At 61.5% G+C, this 13782-nt stretch carries 13 protein-coding genes and 1 tRNA gene; 11 read left to right on the top strand and 3 right to left on the bottom strand.

The genetic code is table 11. The annotated features are described in order from the left end of the window. Positions 1–330: 330 nt before the first annotated feature. Together ileS and HKX24_RS10690 are read left to right on the top strand one after the other, a co-directional pair. Positions 331–3318, top strand: a complete 2988-nt coding sequence (gene ileS, locus HKX24_RS10685; protein ID WP_271691821.1) for an isoleucine--tRNA ligase — start codon at positions 331–333, stop codon at positions 3316–3318. Between the two features lie 260 nt (positions 3319–3578). Continuing rightward, entirely contained in the window at positions 3579–4034 is a 456-nt protein-coding gene (locus HKX24_RS10690; RefSeq protein ID WP_271691819.1) for a methylated-DNA--[protein]-cysteine S-methyltransferase, read from the top strand. A gap of 15 nt (positions 4035–4049) precedes the next feature. Here HKX24_RS10690 and HKX24_RS10695 read toward each other — a convergent pair whose 3' ends face one another. Beyond that, the gene (locus tag HKX24_RS10695; protein WP_271691817.1) at positions 4050–4745 is read right to left on the bottom strand and encodes a CDP-alcohol phosphatidyltransferase family protein; all 696 of its coding nucleotides are present in this window, start codon (positions 4743–4745) and stop codon (positions 4050–4052) included. Between the two features lie 269 nt (positions 4746–5014). Between HKX24_RS10695 and rpmB the strand changes: the two genes are divergently transcribed. Both rpmB and HKX24_RS10705 read left to right on the top strand, forming a co-directional pair. Continuing rightward, positions 5015–5314, top strand: a complete 300-nt coding sequence (rpmB, locus tag HKX24_RS10700; protein WP_067268014.1) for a 50S ribosomal protein L28 — start codon at positions 5015–5017, stop codon at positions 5312–5314. Between the two features lie 255 nt (positions 5315–5569). Next, positions 5570–7210, top strand: a complete 1641-nt coding sequence (locus HKX24_RS10705) for a BCCT family transporter (protein WP_271691815.1) — start codon at positions 5570–5572, stop codon at positions 7208–7210. A 21-nt stretch (positions 7211–7231) separates the two neighbouring features. Here the strand turns inward: HKX24_RS10705 and HKX24_RS10710 are convergent, their stop codons facing one another. Then, positions 7232–7930 carry an NAD-dependent deacylase gene (locus tag HKX24_RS10710; RefSeq protein ID WP_276154004.1) on the bottom strand — a complete coding sequence of 233 codons (699 nt, stop codon included), beginning with the start codon at positions 7928–7930 and terminating at the stop codon, positions 7232–7234. Between the two features lie 6 nt (positions 7931–7936). Continuing rightward, on the bottom strand, positions 7937–8932 hold the full coding sequence (locus HKX24_RS10715) for a LysR family transcriptional regulator (RefSeq protein WP_271691812.1): 996 nt from the start codon (positions 8930–8932) through the stop codon (positions 7937–7939). Between the two features lie 163 nt (positions 8933–9095). Between HKX24_RS10715 and HKX24_RS10720 the strand changes: the two genes are divergently transcribed. From HKX24_RS10720 to HKX24_RS10750, 7 genes are all read left to right on the top strand, one after another. Continuing rightward, positions 9096–9971 carry a carbon-nitrogen hydrolase family protein gene (locus HKX24_RS10720; protein ID WP_271691811.1) on the top strand — a complete coding sequence of 292 codons (876 nt, stop codon included), beginning with the start codon at positions 9096–9098 and terminating at the stop codon, positions 9969–9971. Between the two features lie 81 nt (positions 9972–10052). Further along, positions 10053–10271 carry a translation initiation factor IF-1 gene (gene infA / locus HKX24_RS10725; RefSeq protein WP_005978431.1) on the top strand — a complete coding sequence of 73 codons (219 nt, stop codon included), beginning with the start codon at positions 10053–10055 and terminating at the stop codon, positions 10269–10271. Positions 10272–10360: 89 nt separating this feature from the next. Next, positions 10361–10939 carry a Maf family protein gene (locus HKX24_RS10730; protein ID WP_271691809.1) on the top strand — a complete coding sequence of 193 codons (579 nt, stop codon included), beginning with the start codon at positions 10361–10363 and terminating at the stop codon, positions 10937–10939. Beyond that, positions 10936–11970 (top strand): ribonuclease E/G, encoded by a 1035-nt coding sequence (locus HKX24_RS10735; protein WP_271691807.1) that lies wholly within the window; start codon positions 10936–10938, stop codon positions 11968–11970. The genes HKX24_RS10730 and HKX24_RS10735 overlap by 4 nt, the downstream gene beginning before the upstream one ends. Then, on the top strand, positions 11967–12158 hold the full coding sequence (yacG, locus tag HKX24_RS10740; RefSeq protein ID WP_067268003.1) for a DNA gyrase inhibitor YacG: 192 nt from the start codon (positions 11967–11969) through the stop codon (positions 12156–12158). The genes HKX24_RS10735 and yacG overlap by 4 nt, the downstream gene beginning before the upstream one ends. A 115-nt stretch (positions 12159–12273) precedes the next feature. Then, positions 12274–12348 (top strand) — tRNA-Phe (locus HKX24_RS10745). A 61-nt stretch (positions 12349–12409) separates the two neighbouring features. After that, positions 12410–13588: a DUF6538 domain-containing protein gene (locus HKX24_RS10750; protein WP_271691804.1), complete on the top strand. Its 1179-nt coding sequence runs from the start codon at positions 12410–12412 to the stop codon at positions 13586–13588. The last annotated feature ends 194 nt before the right edge of the window (positions 13589–13782 follow it).

Raw genomic sequence — 13782 nt, forward strand, 5'->3', positions numbered from 1 at the left:
AAACGGAGCCCGCGGAAATAAAGCTTTGTCGAATACCTTATGATGCTGTTTTCGCCGAAAAATTCAAGCGAAGGCCGGGGATCATAAAAAATGTTAAGTCCGGCGGGCGGCGTCTCTGGCAGTGTTTTCAGCCCGATTGTCGCGCGTCTTCCGGGGCTTGTCGGGGCAGGGGGGGCTGTTTATAAGCGGGCCCATGACACGCCCCACCGCGATCATTATTCGAATTATATTCCCGGCGCTCTAAGCAGTTGAGACGCCGGGCCGAGGTGCTTGAGCCATTCGCACCGACCGAGATTGAATAACCCCCCAAATGCCTAAAGGACGCCCCCCATGTGCGCCGAGACCCCCGACTACAAAGCCACGCTGAACCTGCCCAAGACCGATTTCCCCATGCGCGCCGGACTGCCCAAGCGCGAGCCCGGCTGGCTGGAGCGTTGGGAGAAAATCGGCGTCTATGACCGCCTGCGCGAGAAGGAGGGGCGGGAGCCTTTCACCCTGCATGACGGCCCGCCCTACGCCAATGGCAACCTGCACATCGGCCACGCGCTGAACAAGACGATCAAGGACATGATTGTCCGCTCCCACCAGATGATGGGCTATGACGCGCGCTACATCCCCGGTTGGGACTGCCACGGCCTGCCGATCGAGTGGAAGATCGAAGAGCAGTATCGCAAGAAGGGCCGCGACAAGGATCAGGTGCCGATCAACGAGTTCCGCGCCGAGTGCCGCGACTTCGCCGCCAAATGGGTCGACGTGCAGCGCGAGGAGTTCAAGCGTCTCGGGATCACCGGCAATTGGGAAAATCCCTATCTCACGATGGATTTCCATGCCGAGCGGGTGATCGCCGAGGAATTCATGAAGTTCCTGATGAACGGCACGCTCTACCAAGGCTCCAAGCCCGTGATGTGGTCGCCGGTCGAGAAGACCGCGCTCGCCGAGGCCGAGGTCGAGTATCACGACAAGGAAAGCCACACCATCTGGGTGAAGTTTAAGGTGGAGGGATACATGGCAATGGATGCCGGCCCACCCTCCTTTGGTGACGAAAAACTACCCGAGGTCGATAAAACCCCGTACGAAGACCTTGTGGGTGCATATGTAGTAATCTGGACCACGACACCTTGGACGATTCCGTCTAACAAGGCTGTCGTCTTTGGCGATGATATTTCCTACGGCCTCTACCGCGTGACCGATGTTCCGAATGAATGCTGGGCGAATGTCGGTGACCAGTACCTTCTAGCTGACGAATTGGCGGCTGAAGTTTTCGCTAAAGCTCGATTGAATGAGGGGCAGTGGGAACGAGTAAGGGATGTAAGTGCGCACGTTCTCAAGGGACTTTGTTTGAAGCACCCGCTGGCGGGGGTCGAGGGCGCGAATGGCGAATGGGACGATCTGCGCGATTTCCGTGCCGCCGATTTCGTCACCTCGGACGAGGGCACCGGCTTTGTGCATTGCGCGCCCTCCCACGGTCTGGAGGAATACGAGCTCTACCGTGATCTCGGCATGCTGCCGCAGGTCATCACCTACAACGTCATGGAAGACGGCCGTTTCCGCGACGATCTGCCGTTCTTCGGTGGCAAGGCGATCCTCAAGCCGAACGGCAAGGAGGGCAACGCCAACAGCGCCATCATCGACAAGCTCGTGGAGGTCGGCGGGTTGCTGGCGCGCGGCAAGATTAAGCACAGCTATCCGCACAGCTGGCGCTCCAAGGCGCCGGTGATCTATCGCAATACGCCGCAGTGGTTCGCCGCCATCGACAAGGAGGTGGGCGACGGTCTGGATCAGAACGGCACAACCATCCGTGAGCGTGCGCTCACTTGTATCGACAAGGTTAACTGGGTGCCGAAATCCGGCCGCAACCGCCTGCATTCGATGATGGAGGCGCGGCCCGACTGGGTGCTGAGCCGCCAGCGTGCCTGGGGCGTGCCGCTGACCTGCTTCGTGCGCAAGGGCGTGGCGCCCACGGACGAGAACTTCCTGCTGCGCAACGACGCGGTGAACCAGCGCATCGTGGAGGCTTTCGAGGCCGAGGGGGCTGACGCGTGGTATGCCGAGGGCGCGAAAGAGCGGTTCCTTTCGGGCATCGTCGACCCGGCGGAGTTCGATCAGGTGACAGACATCCTCGACGTCTGGTTCGACAGCGGCTCGACCCATGCCTTCACCCTGCGCGACCGCGAGGACGGCACCGAGGATGGCATCGCCGATGTCTACATGGAGGGCACTGACCAGCACCGCGGCTGGTTCCATTCCTCGCTCTTGCAATCCGTCGGCACCACGGGCCGCGCGCCCTATCGCAACGTGGTAACCCACGGCTTCACACTGGACGCCAAGGGCATGAAGATGTCCAAGTCCATCGGCAACACCATCGTGCCCGAAAAGATCGTGCAGCAGTATGGCGCCGATATCCTGCGGCTCTGGGTGGCGCAGACCGATTACACCGCCGACCAGCGCATCGGGGATGAGATCCTCAAGGGCGTCGCCGACAGCTATCGTCGCTTGCGCAACACCATGCGCTACATGCTGGGCGCGCTGAGTGACTTCTCCGAGGCAGACCGCGTGGACCCGGCGGAGATGCCGGAGCTTGAGCAGTGGGTGCTGCACCGGGTGGCGGAACTCGACAAGGTGGTGCGCGACGGTTTCGCGCGTTTCGACTTCCAAGGCGTGTTCCAAGCGGTCTTCACCTTTGCCACAGTCGATCTCTCGGCCTTTTACTTCGATATCCGCAAAGACGCGCTTTACTGCGACGGCGACACCCTGCGCCGCCGCGCCGCGCGCACGGTGCTGGATATCCTCTTCCACCGTCTGACCACATGGCTGGCCCCGGTGCTGGTCTTCACCATGGAAGAAGTCTGGCTGGAGCGCTTCCCGGGCGACGACTCCTCGGTGCATCTGGTCGACATGCCCGAGACGCCCGAAGCATGGTTGAACCCGGAACTGGCGGCGAAATGGGCCAAGGTCCGCGCCGCGCGCCGGGTGGTGACCGCAGCGCTTGAAGTGCAGCGGACCGAAAAGGTGATCGGTGCGTCGCTCGAGGCGGCCCCCGTGGTACATGTCGACGACGCGGCACAGCGGGAGGCGTTGGAGAGCGTGTCCTTCGAGGATGTCAGCATCACCTCCGACATCACCGTGACCGGCGATCCGGCACCTGCCGAGGCTTTCCGCATGCCCGAGACCGATGGCGTGGCCGTGGTTTTCGAAAAGGCCGAGGGCGCAAAATGCGGGCGCTGCTGGAAGGTGCTGCCGGATGTCGGCACGCATGAATATCCCGGCGTCTGCGGGCGCTGTGATGAGGCGGTGCGTGAGGCATTGGCGGAAGCCTGAGGCGTTTTCAGAGAGTGATCAAACGGGCGTCGGGAAAACCGGCGCCCGTTTTCGTTTGTCAGGTCGCCAATGCCTCGCCCGTGGAAACCACGGGCATCGCCCTCCCTCCCCCCGGAGGGCGATTTTGCAGCGTTTGCGCAATTCGCACCTTTAGCGTCTCTTGCAAGTCCACAACCGTCAGAAAAGGATGGACGCCCCCCAGGGAGGGCGATGCCCTCAACGCTCTTTCGCAGGCGTGATTTCTGGCGCAGAGTAGGGCGATGAAACAGGCCTCTCTCTCCACGCCCTTCGGCGATCTGATCGTCACCGAAGAGGATGGCGCGATCACGGCGCTCGGCTGGGGGCAGGCGGCGGGGCAAGACCGCTCGGAGCTGCTCGGCACCGCTTTGAGGCAGATTGACGAATACGCGACAGGCCAGCGTCAGCGCTTTGACCTGCCGCTGCGCGTCACCGGCAGTGACTTCCAACGCGCGGTCTGCGCCGCCATCGCGGCCATTCCCTTCGGTCACACCCGCACCTACGGCGAGATCGCCCGTGACCTGGGCGTGCCCGCGCAGGCCGTGGGTGGGGCCTGTGGCGGCAATCCGATCCCGATCCTTATCCCCTGCCACCGCGTCATGGGTGCCAAGGGGCTCACCGGTTTCAGCGGCGCGGGCGGGGTCGAGACCAAGGTCGCCCTGCTGCGCCATGAAGGCGCGGCAGGGCTGTTGATTTGAGGAGCAATGGCGGGTTTAATCGTCGCCCGACGGGATCAGCTGTTGCGCGGCGCCGGCGCAGATCAGGTAGACAGAGGTGATCACCAGACCCCAATGCGCCCAGCTTTCAGGGTGGAAGTTCACCCAAGCGGACCAGCCTGCAAAGAAGGTCCATGCCAGCGCCATGGGCAGCGTCACTGGACGCCAACGCTCGGTCCGGACGGGGTGGACGAATTTGATCGGCAGAAACATCGCTGCGGCAAGGATCGTGACCACGATCAGGCTGATCCACCACTCGGGCTGCAAGGCAAAGAGCACCAGCACCAGCATGTTCCAGCAGCCGGGGAAGCCCTTAAAGGAATTATCCTTTGTTTTCATGCGCGTGTCAGAGAAATACATGGCACTGGCGAAGGTGATGATAATGATCATCGCCCAACCGCTCCAGCCGTCCATCAGCCCCGAGGTAAAGAGCGCGAAGGCCGGGATGAAGACATAAGTCAGATAATCGATGATCAGATCCATCAAGACGCCATCGAACTCAGGCGCGTTGGTCTTTACATCATATTTGCGCGCCAGCGGCCCGTCGATGCCATCGACGAAAAAGGCGATCACCAGCCATAGAAACATGAGGTCCCATTTCTCTTCCACGGCGGCGAGCATGGCGAGCATGGCCAGCACTGCTCCGGTGGCAGTGAAAAGGTGAACGAAGAGGGCGCGCATCTGTATGGTCATGCGTCTGCATCGCAAATCCGCCGAGAGGATGCAAAGGAAACTCTGGCCCCGATGGCAAAAACCAGCGTAGCGGGGGCAGGGCGGGGCAGCTGCGCTTGACGCGATCGGCGGTGGGCGCAGGAAATATGGCCAAGTCCCGCGCACCGGGTTGACGGCTACCGCGATTCCCCTTAAAGCCAGCGAACCAATTCAGGGTCGGCTCTGCGCGGCCCCCACGTTATGTGTGTTTCCGGATCGCTGGAAGGACACAACAGCAAAAGGATGAACCCATGTCGCGCCGTTGCGAATTGACCGGAAAAGGCCCGATGACGGGCAACAACGTAAGCCACGCCAACAACCGTACACGCCGTCGGTTCCTGCCGAACCTCAACGACGTGTCGTTGCAGTCCGAAGCACTGGGCCGCGCGTTCAAGCTGCGCATCTCTGCCGCAGCCCTGCGCAGCGTTGACCACCGTGGTGGTCTGGACAAGTTCCTGGCAAAAGCCAAAGACGTTGAACTGTCCGACAACGCGCTGAAAATCAAAAAGGCCATCGCGAAATCCAGCGCGACTGCCGATGTGCTGAGCTAAGGCTTACCGCATAGAGATTGGGGCCTCGATCCGAAAGGATCGGGGCCTTTTTCGTTTTGGGCTTAGGGATTTGTTAGGGTTTCCTGCCTATCAGGGGCTAGGGCCACGGCGGCCCGGGGTAATTTTCTTGCGCAGGGGCATGTTTTAATTCGGGAAACCTTGGAAATGCGCGCTAATTGATCTGCCGACAATTGTTGTTCTGACCATGCTACCTGCCGAGCGGGGTTCAGACAGTGCATCAAGATCGGAGACTCCATGACCGACCCCACACCCGGCACGTCCAGTTCCACTACGCCACCCGATACGAATGAGATTGAGACTGATTTCGAGGTCGGCCAAGACAATATCGACGGAACCCTCGGCCCGTTGGGTTTTGACATTCACAACCCGGTTTTCATGGTGTCCGGTCTGACGGCGGTGGCCTTTGTGCTGCTAACCATGCTTTTCCCGGATCAGGCCGGTGTGCTCTTCCTCGCGGTTCGCGATTTTGCCACGACCAAGCTGGATTGGCTGTTCATGATCATCGTGAACATCTTCGTTCTGTTCTGCATCGCGCTAATTTTCATGCCGATTTCAAAGGTCAGGCTTGGCGGGCAAGAGGCCGTGCCGGAATATTCCTATCTGGCGTGGTTCGCCATGCTTTTTGCCGCGGGCATGGGGATTGGCCTGTTGTTCTTTGGCGTGCTCGAACCGGTGTACCATATGAACGTCTCCGGTCCGCTGGGGGTGCCCCTGCCGATTGCCGAGGATGGGTCGATCATTCCCGAGAATGTGGAGGCCGCCCGCGCCATGGGTCTTGCGGCGACCTTTTATCACTGGGGGCTGCACGGTTGGGCGGTCTATGCGATCATGGCGCTGGCCTTGGCGCTCTTCACCTATAACAAGGGGCTGCCTTTTTCGATCCGGTCGTGCTTCTACCCCCTGCTGGGGGATCGGGTCTGGGGCTGGCCGGGGCATATCATTGATATTCTGGCGGTTTTCGCGACGCTCTTTGGTCTTGCCACATCGCTTGGCCTTGGCGCGCAGCAGGCCAATGCAGGGTTCAACTTCGCCTTCGGGCTTGAGATTTCGACCAATGTGCAGGTGATCATCATTCTCTTGGTGACCGCCGTGGCGCTGGTGTCGGTCTGGCGCGGGCTGGATGGCGGGGTAAAGATCCTGTCCGAGGTGAACATGATCGTGGCGGTCCTATTCTTCCTCTTCGTGCTTTTCGTCGGCCCAACGCTGGTGGGGCTGGACGGGTTCTGGACCGGTCTTTTGGCCTATACGCAAGAGATCATCCCGCTCTCCAATCCCTTCGGTCGGGAGGATGATTCCTACCGTGAGGGTTGGACCGCGTTCTATTGGGCCTGGTGGGTCTCCTGGGCGCCTTTCGTGGGCATGTTTATCGCGCGCGTCTCGCGCGGGCGCACGGTGCGGGAGTTCATCATCTGCGTGTTGCTGATCCCGTCGCTGATCATCTTCATCTGGATGGGCGTCTTTGGCGGCATCGCGATCGATCAGATCCTTGCCAGCCCCGAGACATCGCTGGTCAAAGCCAATGTGATCGACAGCTATTCGCCGGAACTCTCGCTTTTCGGTATGCTGAATGAGCTTCCCTTTACCAAGATCGCCTCGACCATCGCGATTCTTCTGGCGCTGGTGTTTTTCGTTACCTCCTCGGATTCGGGCTCGCTGGTTGTCGATACGATCACGGCGGGTGGCAAGATTGATGCGCCGGTGCCGCAGCGCATCTTCTGGTGCATCGTCGAAGGGTTGATCGCCATCGTGCTGCTGATCGGCGGCGGGCTGTCGGCGCTGCAGGCCGGGGTCACCGCGACGGGGGTGCCCTTCGCGATCCTGATGCTGGTGATGTGCTACACGATCTACAAAGGGCTGCGCAGCGAACCGCGCTGACAGCCCGTGGCGCGCCGGTGATTAGCGGCGCGCCTCAAGCACTTCGGCCACCCATTCCGGCACTGTCTGGTTGGCGGGCCCGATGCGATGTTCGGCGAACTGATTGCCCACGGCGGAGCGTTCGAGGTTGAACTCAATCGTATGCGCCCCGGCGCGGCGGGCTTCGGCGACGAAACCGGCGGCGGGGTAGACATTGCCCGATGTGCCGATGGCGGCAAAGATATCCGCCTCGGCCAGATGATCGAAAAGCGCGTCCATCTCATAGGGCATTTCGCCGAACCAAACGATATCGGGTCGCGCGGCGGGGGCACCGCAGGCGGGGCAGGGATCGCCCGGCGCCATGACCATGGGCGCGGGCCAGCGGTGATCGCAAGCGGCGCAGAGCGCGCCTTTGAGCGCGCCATGCATATGCATGACCTGCAGCGAGCCGCCCTGTTCGTGCAGATCGTCGACGTTTTGAGTGATCACCACCACCTCGCCGTGCAACTCGGCCTCCAGCCGGGCAAGGGCGCGGTGCGCGGCGTTGGGGGCCACTTCGGCGGCCTGCGCGCGGCGCGCGTTGTAGAAGTCGACCACCAGTTTGGGGTTGCGGGCGAAACCTTCGGGCGTCGCCACGTCTTCGACCCGGTGCTGCGCCCAGAGGCCATCTGAGGCGCGGAAGGTCTCAAGCCCGCTTTCGGCAGAGATGCCCGCGCCGGTGAGGATCACGATCTTGGTCAAGGGGCATTATTCTCCGATAGGGTCCATGTATTCAAGCAGGTGAAAGCCGTCGGCCAGCCAAGGCAATTGCGCGATGGCGGGGGCGATCATATGGGTCTGCATCAACTGCCGCAGGGTCTGGGCGATGTCGCGCGGCACGGGGCCGGACCATTCCGCACCGGCGAAGAGAGAGATGGTGCGCGCAGGCGGTTGGGCCTGTGCCGCCGCGGGCAGGGGGTGCGCGGCGAGGCGGTCGTGAAAACGGGCGGCGCGCATGTATCCCAAGGGCGTGGTCATCGCCCAGCCGATGCCGCGGGCCACCATGGCCATCAGCGCCAGATGGCTGCCAATCTCGAAGCGGGCGGGCAGGCTATGGCCCTCAGATGCAAGATGCGCCTCAATCTGCCGCGCGATCAACTGATCGGCGGCATAGCGCAGGAAGGGCAGATCGGTGGCGCCGCGCAGCAGGGCGTCGGGATCGGCAGAGGTGCCCGCGGGGGTAACGAGGATAAACGGATCGCGGGCCAGCGGGTATTCCAGAACCCCCGCCATCGGCCCGTCAATCTGCGCCGAGAGTGCCATATGCAGGCTCTTGTCGCGCAGTGCTCCGGCCAGTTCATTGCTGCCTGCGGTGATCATCCGAAAGCGGCATCCGGTCAGGCTATCGCCAAGGATCGTGGCAAGGCGCGGGGTCAGGTCATCATCGAAATCGTCGATCACGCCGAGGTTCAGCGCCTCCAGATGGGCCAAATCCATCACCGTGACTTCGCTCTGCGCTTGGCGCAATTCGCTGAGCGCCTGTTCGGCCCGGCGCAGGAACATCTGCCCGGCTGGGGTCAGTCGCATGGGGCGGCGGGTGTGGTCGACCAGTTCCGCGCCGATGGCGGCTTCGAGGTTGCGCATCTGCTGGCTGACGGCGGGCTGGCTCAGCCCCGTGGCCTCGGCCGCCTGCGCCACCGATCCGCTCCGCGCCAGCGCCTCAAACACTTCGATGCCCCGCAGGGTGATGCCCTTGTTCAGCATATGGTCCCATCTCTTTCAGATCTTGTGAAACCATGGGCGGCTCGGGTCAAGCCTTTGCCCAAGCAAGCGGCAGCCCCTCGGACGGTTCCATGAAAGCGACGCCGCCCGTCTTGAAGCCACCGGTAAAGCCGCGCAGACTGCGCGAAAATGAGGAGCCTTTTGAATGAAAATCGCCACAGCCGCCTATCCGCTCGATGTTCTGACATCATGGGCGCAGTACGAAGACAAGCTGGCCCATTGGGTCGCCGAGGCGGCGGTGCAGGGGGCGGAACTGATGGTTTTTCCCGAGTATGCGGCGATGGAACTGGCGACGCTCGACGGGGCCGAGGTGGCGGGCGATTTGGAACGTTCGCTCTTTTCGGTGTCGGACAAGCTTGAGGAGGCGGACCGGTTGCATGTGAAGCTCGCCGCTGAGCATAATGTGCATATCGTGGCCGGCTCCGGCCCCGCAGCGACTGAGAGCCGCCCGGTCAACCGTGCCCGGCTGATCACGCCCACGGGGCAGATCGGCGTGCAGGACAAGCAGATCATGACCCGTTTTGAGCGTGAGGAATGGGGCGTGATCGGGGGCAATGCGCTTCAGGTCTTTGACACGGCGATTGGCAAGATCGGGATTCTCATTTGCTATGACAGCGAGTTTCCCTTGCTGGGCCGCGCGCTGGCGGAATGTGATGTGATCTGCGTGCCCAGTGTCACCGAAACGCTCGCGGGCTATTGGCGCGTGCGCATCGGCTCCATGGCGCGGGCGCTTGAGAATCAGTGTATCACTGCCATGTCCTCGGTCGTAGGCAAGGCCGATTGGTCCGAGGCTTTGGGACAATCCTATGGCGCGGGCGGGATTTTCTGCCCCCCGGATCGCGGCTTCCCGCCCACGGGGATTTTGGGTGTGCGCGAGGTCAACGCCCCCGGCTGGACCGTGGCGGACGCCGATTTGGCGCAGGTCGCCGAGGTGCGCGCGGATGGCATCGTGCTCAACCGAAGGGACTGGCAAGACCAGATTGGCCGCGACGGAAAGGCGATAAACGTCGCTTTGCGCTGAATCCCCCTTGAAAAAGCGCGAAAATGCGCCCATTTAAGCCTGCGCCCTCGTTTTGGAGGGTTTTGTGCTCAAGGAGAGACCATGGCCAAGGAAGATACGCTCGAATTTCCCGGTGTCGTGAAGGAACTCCTGCCTAACGCGACGTTTCGGGTCGAGCTGGAAAACGGCCATGAGATCATCGCGCATACGGCAGGCAAGATGCGGAAAAACCGCATCCGTGTTCTGGCTGGCGACAAGGTTCAGGTGGAAATGACACCCTATGATTTGACCAAGGGTCGGATCAACTATCGCTTCAAGTAAGCGGCACCGCGTTCGCGCGTTGCGCGGCGCAGGCGGGGCCGTGCGCGGCCCCGACCGGGCCGCCGGCCTCAGGCAAAGAGGCCCATAAGATGCAATTCATTCTTGGATCAGGATCGCCGCGCCGGTTGGAGCTTTTGGCCCAGATCGGCGTGACCCCCGATGCCATTCGCGCCCCCGACATCGACGAGAGCCCCCATAAGGCCGAGCTGCCACGCCCCTATTGCGCCCGTATGGCGCGCGAGAAAGTGGCGGCGGTGCCCGCGGGTGCGGATGACATCGTGCTCTGCGCCGATACCACCGTGGCGCTTGGCCGGCGCATCCTCGGCAAGCCCGAGGATGAGGCCGAGGCCGAAGCCTTTTTGCGGCTGATGTCGGGCCGTCGTCATAAAGTGGTCACCGCCGTCGCCGTCAAACGTGGCGACAAGCTGTGGCAGCGCGATGTGCAAAGCAGCGTGAAGATGAAATCCCTGTCCGAGCCCGAGATTCGCCGTTACCTCGCCACCGGCGATTGGCGCGGCAAGGCGGGCGGCTATGGCATTCAGGGCCCCGCTGGCGCGTTGATCCCTTGGATCAGCGGGTCATTCACTGCAATCGTCGGCCTGCCATTGGCTGAGGCTGCGAACCTGCTGCAAGCGGCAGGCTACCCATTTGACGGAAGGACGCCATGAAAGGCCGTACAATCATTCTTGACCATCTCGGTGATATCGAGGCCGCAGCCCTCATGGTGGACGGCAAGCTGGACGATTTTCTGATCGACAGCGACGCACCGCGTGTTGGCACGGTGTACCGCGCGATTGCGGATCGTCCGGTGAAGGGGCAGGGGGGCATGTTCCTCAAGACCCCCGATGGCGCGGCCTTTCTGCGTCAGATCAAGGGGCTGGCCCCCGGTCAGACGATTCTCGTGCAGGTCTCGGGCCATGCCGAGCCGGGCAAGGCGATCCCGGTGACCAATAAGCTGCTCTTCAAGTCGCGCTATGCCATCGTGACGCCGGATGCGCCGGGGCTGAACATCTCGCGCTCGATCAAGGACGAGGAAGAGCGCGACCGGCTGCTCGAAATCGCCCATGAGGTGGCGGACGGCGCCGATCTGGGCCTGATCCTGCGGTCCTCCTGCGCCGGGGCCGATGCCGAGGATATTGCCGAGGATATCGCCAATATGCTTAGCTTGGCGGATACCGTGGCCAATGATGACGCGCAACAGATGGAGGTGCTGAGCGAAGGCGATGGTCCGCACCTGCTCGCTTGGCGCGACTGGACCGCGCCCGCCGAGGTGGTGACCGAGGCCGGCGGCTTTGATGACCACGGCGTTCTGGAAGAGCTCGACCGCGTGGCCTCGGCGCAGGTGCCGCTCGGCGGCGGCGCATCGATCTTTGTTGAGCCGACACGCGCGCTGGTTGCGGTCGATGTGAACACCGGCAACGACGCCTCGCTCGCCGCCGGGGTGAAGGCCAATATGGCCTGCGCCAAAGCGCTGCCGCGTGCTTTGCGTCTGCGCGGACTTGGCGGGCAAATCACGCTCGACCTTGCGCCCATGCCCAAGAAGGACCGTCGGACGTTTGAAAGTGCCCTACGTGTTGCTTTCCGCGCCGACGATGTGGATACGACGCTGGTCGGCTGGACGCCTCTGGGCCATTACGAGCTGCAACGCAAACGTGCCCGCCCGGTGCTGGCGGAGGTGTTGGCAGGGGCAGGCCAATGAGCTGCCCGATCTGCAAAGCCGAAACCGTCAAGGCGCATCGCCCCTTCTGCTCGCGCCGCTGCGCCGACATCGATTTGGGCCGCTGGTTCAACGGCAGCTACGCCGTCCCCTCGCGCGACCCCGAAGACGTGGAAGCCGCCATCGACGCCGCCGAAGCAGCACAAGACCGCCCTGCAAAGCCCCATTAACACAGGAAAATTCGCGTTTTTTGAAAAGAAGTGGGTTTCAGGGAAAAATGGGGCTGGACACCCCGCGCCACAGGTCCTAGAACCCGCTCACCCGACCTCGAAAGAGGTGACCCGTGCCCGGGTAGCTCAGGGGTAGAGCAGTGGATTGAAAATCCTCGTGTCGGTGGTTCGATTCCGCCCCCGGGCACCATTCGTCCAGCTAACACACTGGTAACGCTTCAGCTTTTAGCCACTGCTAGGAGCCGTAGACCATGTCGGAGACCATTTCCCCCTCGTACACCTTCGTTAAGGATGGGGTCTATTACTTCAGCCGACGCATCCCAAAGGAGCTGAAGTCTCATTATTTATCGCCGCGCATCGCTTATTCGCTGCGTACAAGATCAGCAAAGGTTGCAGAAGCGAGAGCCAGACGTGCCGCCGATCAGCTTGATGAGTATTGGTATCACCTGAGATCACAAGAAGTGGCATTGCCCGGCAAACACATGCTGAGGCGGAAGCAAAAGCCTGGGACGACCCTGACCGATAACCCGGCCGCTGTATCTCCGTCAGCTGTATTGCTGTCTGAAGCCGTGGGCATCTATCTGCGTCACAAGGGCAAAGGTCGCCCTATCACCTTTCACAGAGCTGCCGAGAGGTCCTGCGGCTATGTCATCGACGCCTGTGGTGCCAAGCACCTTGACGCTTATACCAAGGCGGATGCCAACGCTTTTCGGGATGCTTTGGTCGCTCGCGGTTTGGCTGGCAGCAGTATGACGAGGATTTTCGGGACAGTTAGAGCAGTAACAAACTTTGCTGCCAGCGAACTGGGTCTTTCCATGATCAATCCATTTGCTGGGGTATACTATGATCGCTCGGCGGGTGTCTCAGATCGCCACTCGATTCCCGAAGAAGCGATTGACCTCATTCAAGTCAAATGCCGTGAGATGGACGATGACTTGCGTTGGCTAGTGGCGTTGGTCTCAGATACTGGAATGCGCTTAGCTGAAGCGGCGGGACTAACTCGTGACGACATCGTTCGCCATAATGATGGGTCTCTTTTCGTCCGCGTTCGCCCACACCCTTGGCGACGGCTTAAGACCAAGGGCAGCGAACGAGATATCCCGCTGGAAGGGGAGGCACGATGGGCTGCGGAGCGTATCCTTGACCAGCAGACCCCATCCCAGTTCGCATTTCCTCGCTACAACAGGAAGGATGCGACAAACGCGAATGCCGCAAGCGCAGCACTGAATAAATGGATGAAAGAGTATGCGCCGAAAGGATGCACCATGCACGGCTTCCGCCATGCCATGCGGGACCGTCTTAGGGCGGTGGAGTGTCCTGCTGATATTGTTGATCAGATTGGAGGATGGCAGACAAAGGGGGTGGGGCATGGATACGGTACAGGTTACCCGCTCGACGTCCTCAGGAAATGGATGAAGAAGGTCACTTAAGCCGACATGGTCTACGGCTCCTAGCAGTGGCTAAAAGCTGAAGCGTTACCAGTGTGTTAGCTGGAGGAATGGTGCCCGGGGGCGGAGGGTTTACTCCGTTGTGTTCCCGTTACAGGCATCCCTTCAGCTGGTAGCTCCAGCAAAACAAGGGCTATCGCCATGGACCACCCAGCGTCAATAGGCACCAGGTGGTC

This window comes from Sulfitobacter sp. M85 (assembly GCF_029285915.1).
GTDB lineage: Bacteria > Pseudomonadota > Alphaproteobacteria > Rhodobacterales > Rhodobacteraceae > Sulfitobacter > Sulfitobacter faviae.

Bases quoted from the DNA above. Each gene is read 5' to 3' on its own strand.
- HKX24_RS10715 (WP_271691812.1), bottom strand. From the start codon at position 8,932: ATGCTGAACAAGGGCATCACCCTGCGGGGCATCGAAGTGTTTGAGGCG.
- HKX24_RS10730 (WP_271691809.1), top strand. From the start codon at position 10,361: ATGCAATTCATTCTTGGATCAGGATCGCCGCGCCGGTTGGAGCTTTTG.
- ileS (WP_271691821.1), top strand. From the start codon at position 331: ATGTGCGCCGAGACCCCCGACTACAAAGCCACGCTGAACCTGCCCAAG.
- infA (WP_005978431.1), top strand. From the start codon at position 10,053: ATGGCCAAGGAAGATACGCTCGAATTTCCCGGTGTCGTGAAGGAACTC.
- yacG (WP_067268003.1), top strand. From the start codon at position 11,967: ATGAGCTGCCCGATCTGCAAAGCCGAAACCGTCAAGGCGCATCGCCCC.
- HKX24_RS10750 (WP_271691804.1), top strand. From the start codon at position 12,410: ATGTCGGAGACCATTTCCCCCTCGTACACCTTCGTTAAGGATGGGGTC.
- HKX24_RS10695 (WP_271691817.1), bottom strand. From the start codon at position 4,745: ATGACCATACAGATGCGCGCCCTCTTCGTTCACCTTTTCACTGCCACC.
- HKX24_RS10735 (WP_271691807.1), top strand. From the start codon at position 10,936: ATGAAAGGCCGTACAATCATTCTTGACCATCTCGGTGATATCGAGGCC.
- rpmB (WP_067268014.1), top strand. From the start codon at position 5,015: ATGTCGCGCCGTTGCGAATTGACCGGAAAAGGCCCGATGACGGGCAAC.
- HKX24_RS10705 (WP_271691815.1), top strand. From the start codon at position 5,570: ATGACCGACCCCACACCCGGCACGTCCAGTTCCACTACGCCACCCGAT.
- HKX24_RS10690 (WP_271691819.1), top strand. From the start codon at position 3,579: ATGAAACAGGCCTCTCTCTCCACGCCCTTCGGCGATCTGATCGTCACC.
- HKX24_RS10720 (WP_271691811.1), top strand. From the start codon at position 9,096: ATGAAAATCGCCACAGCCGCCTATCCGCTCGATGTTCTGACATCATGG.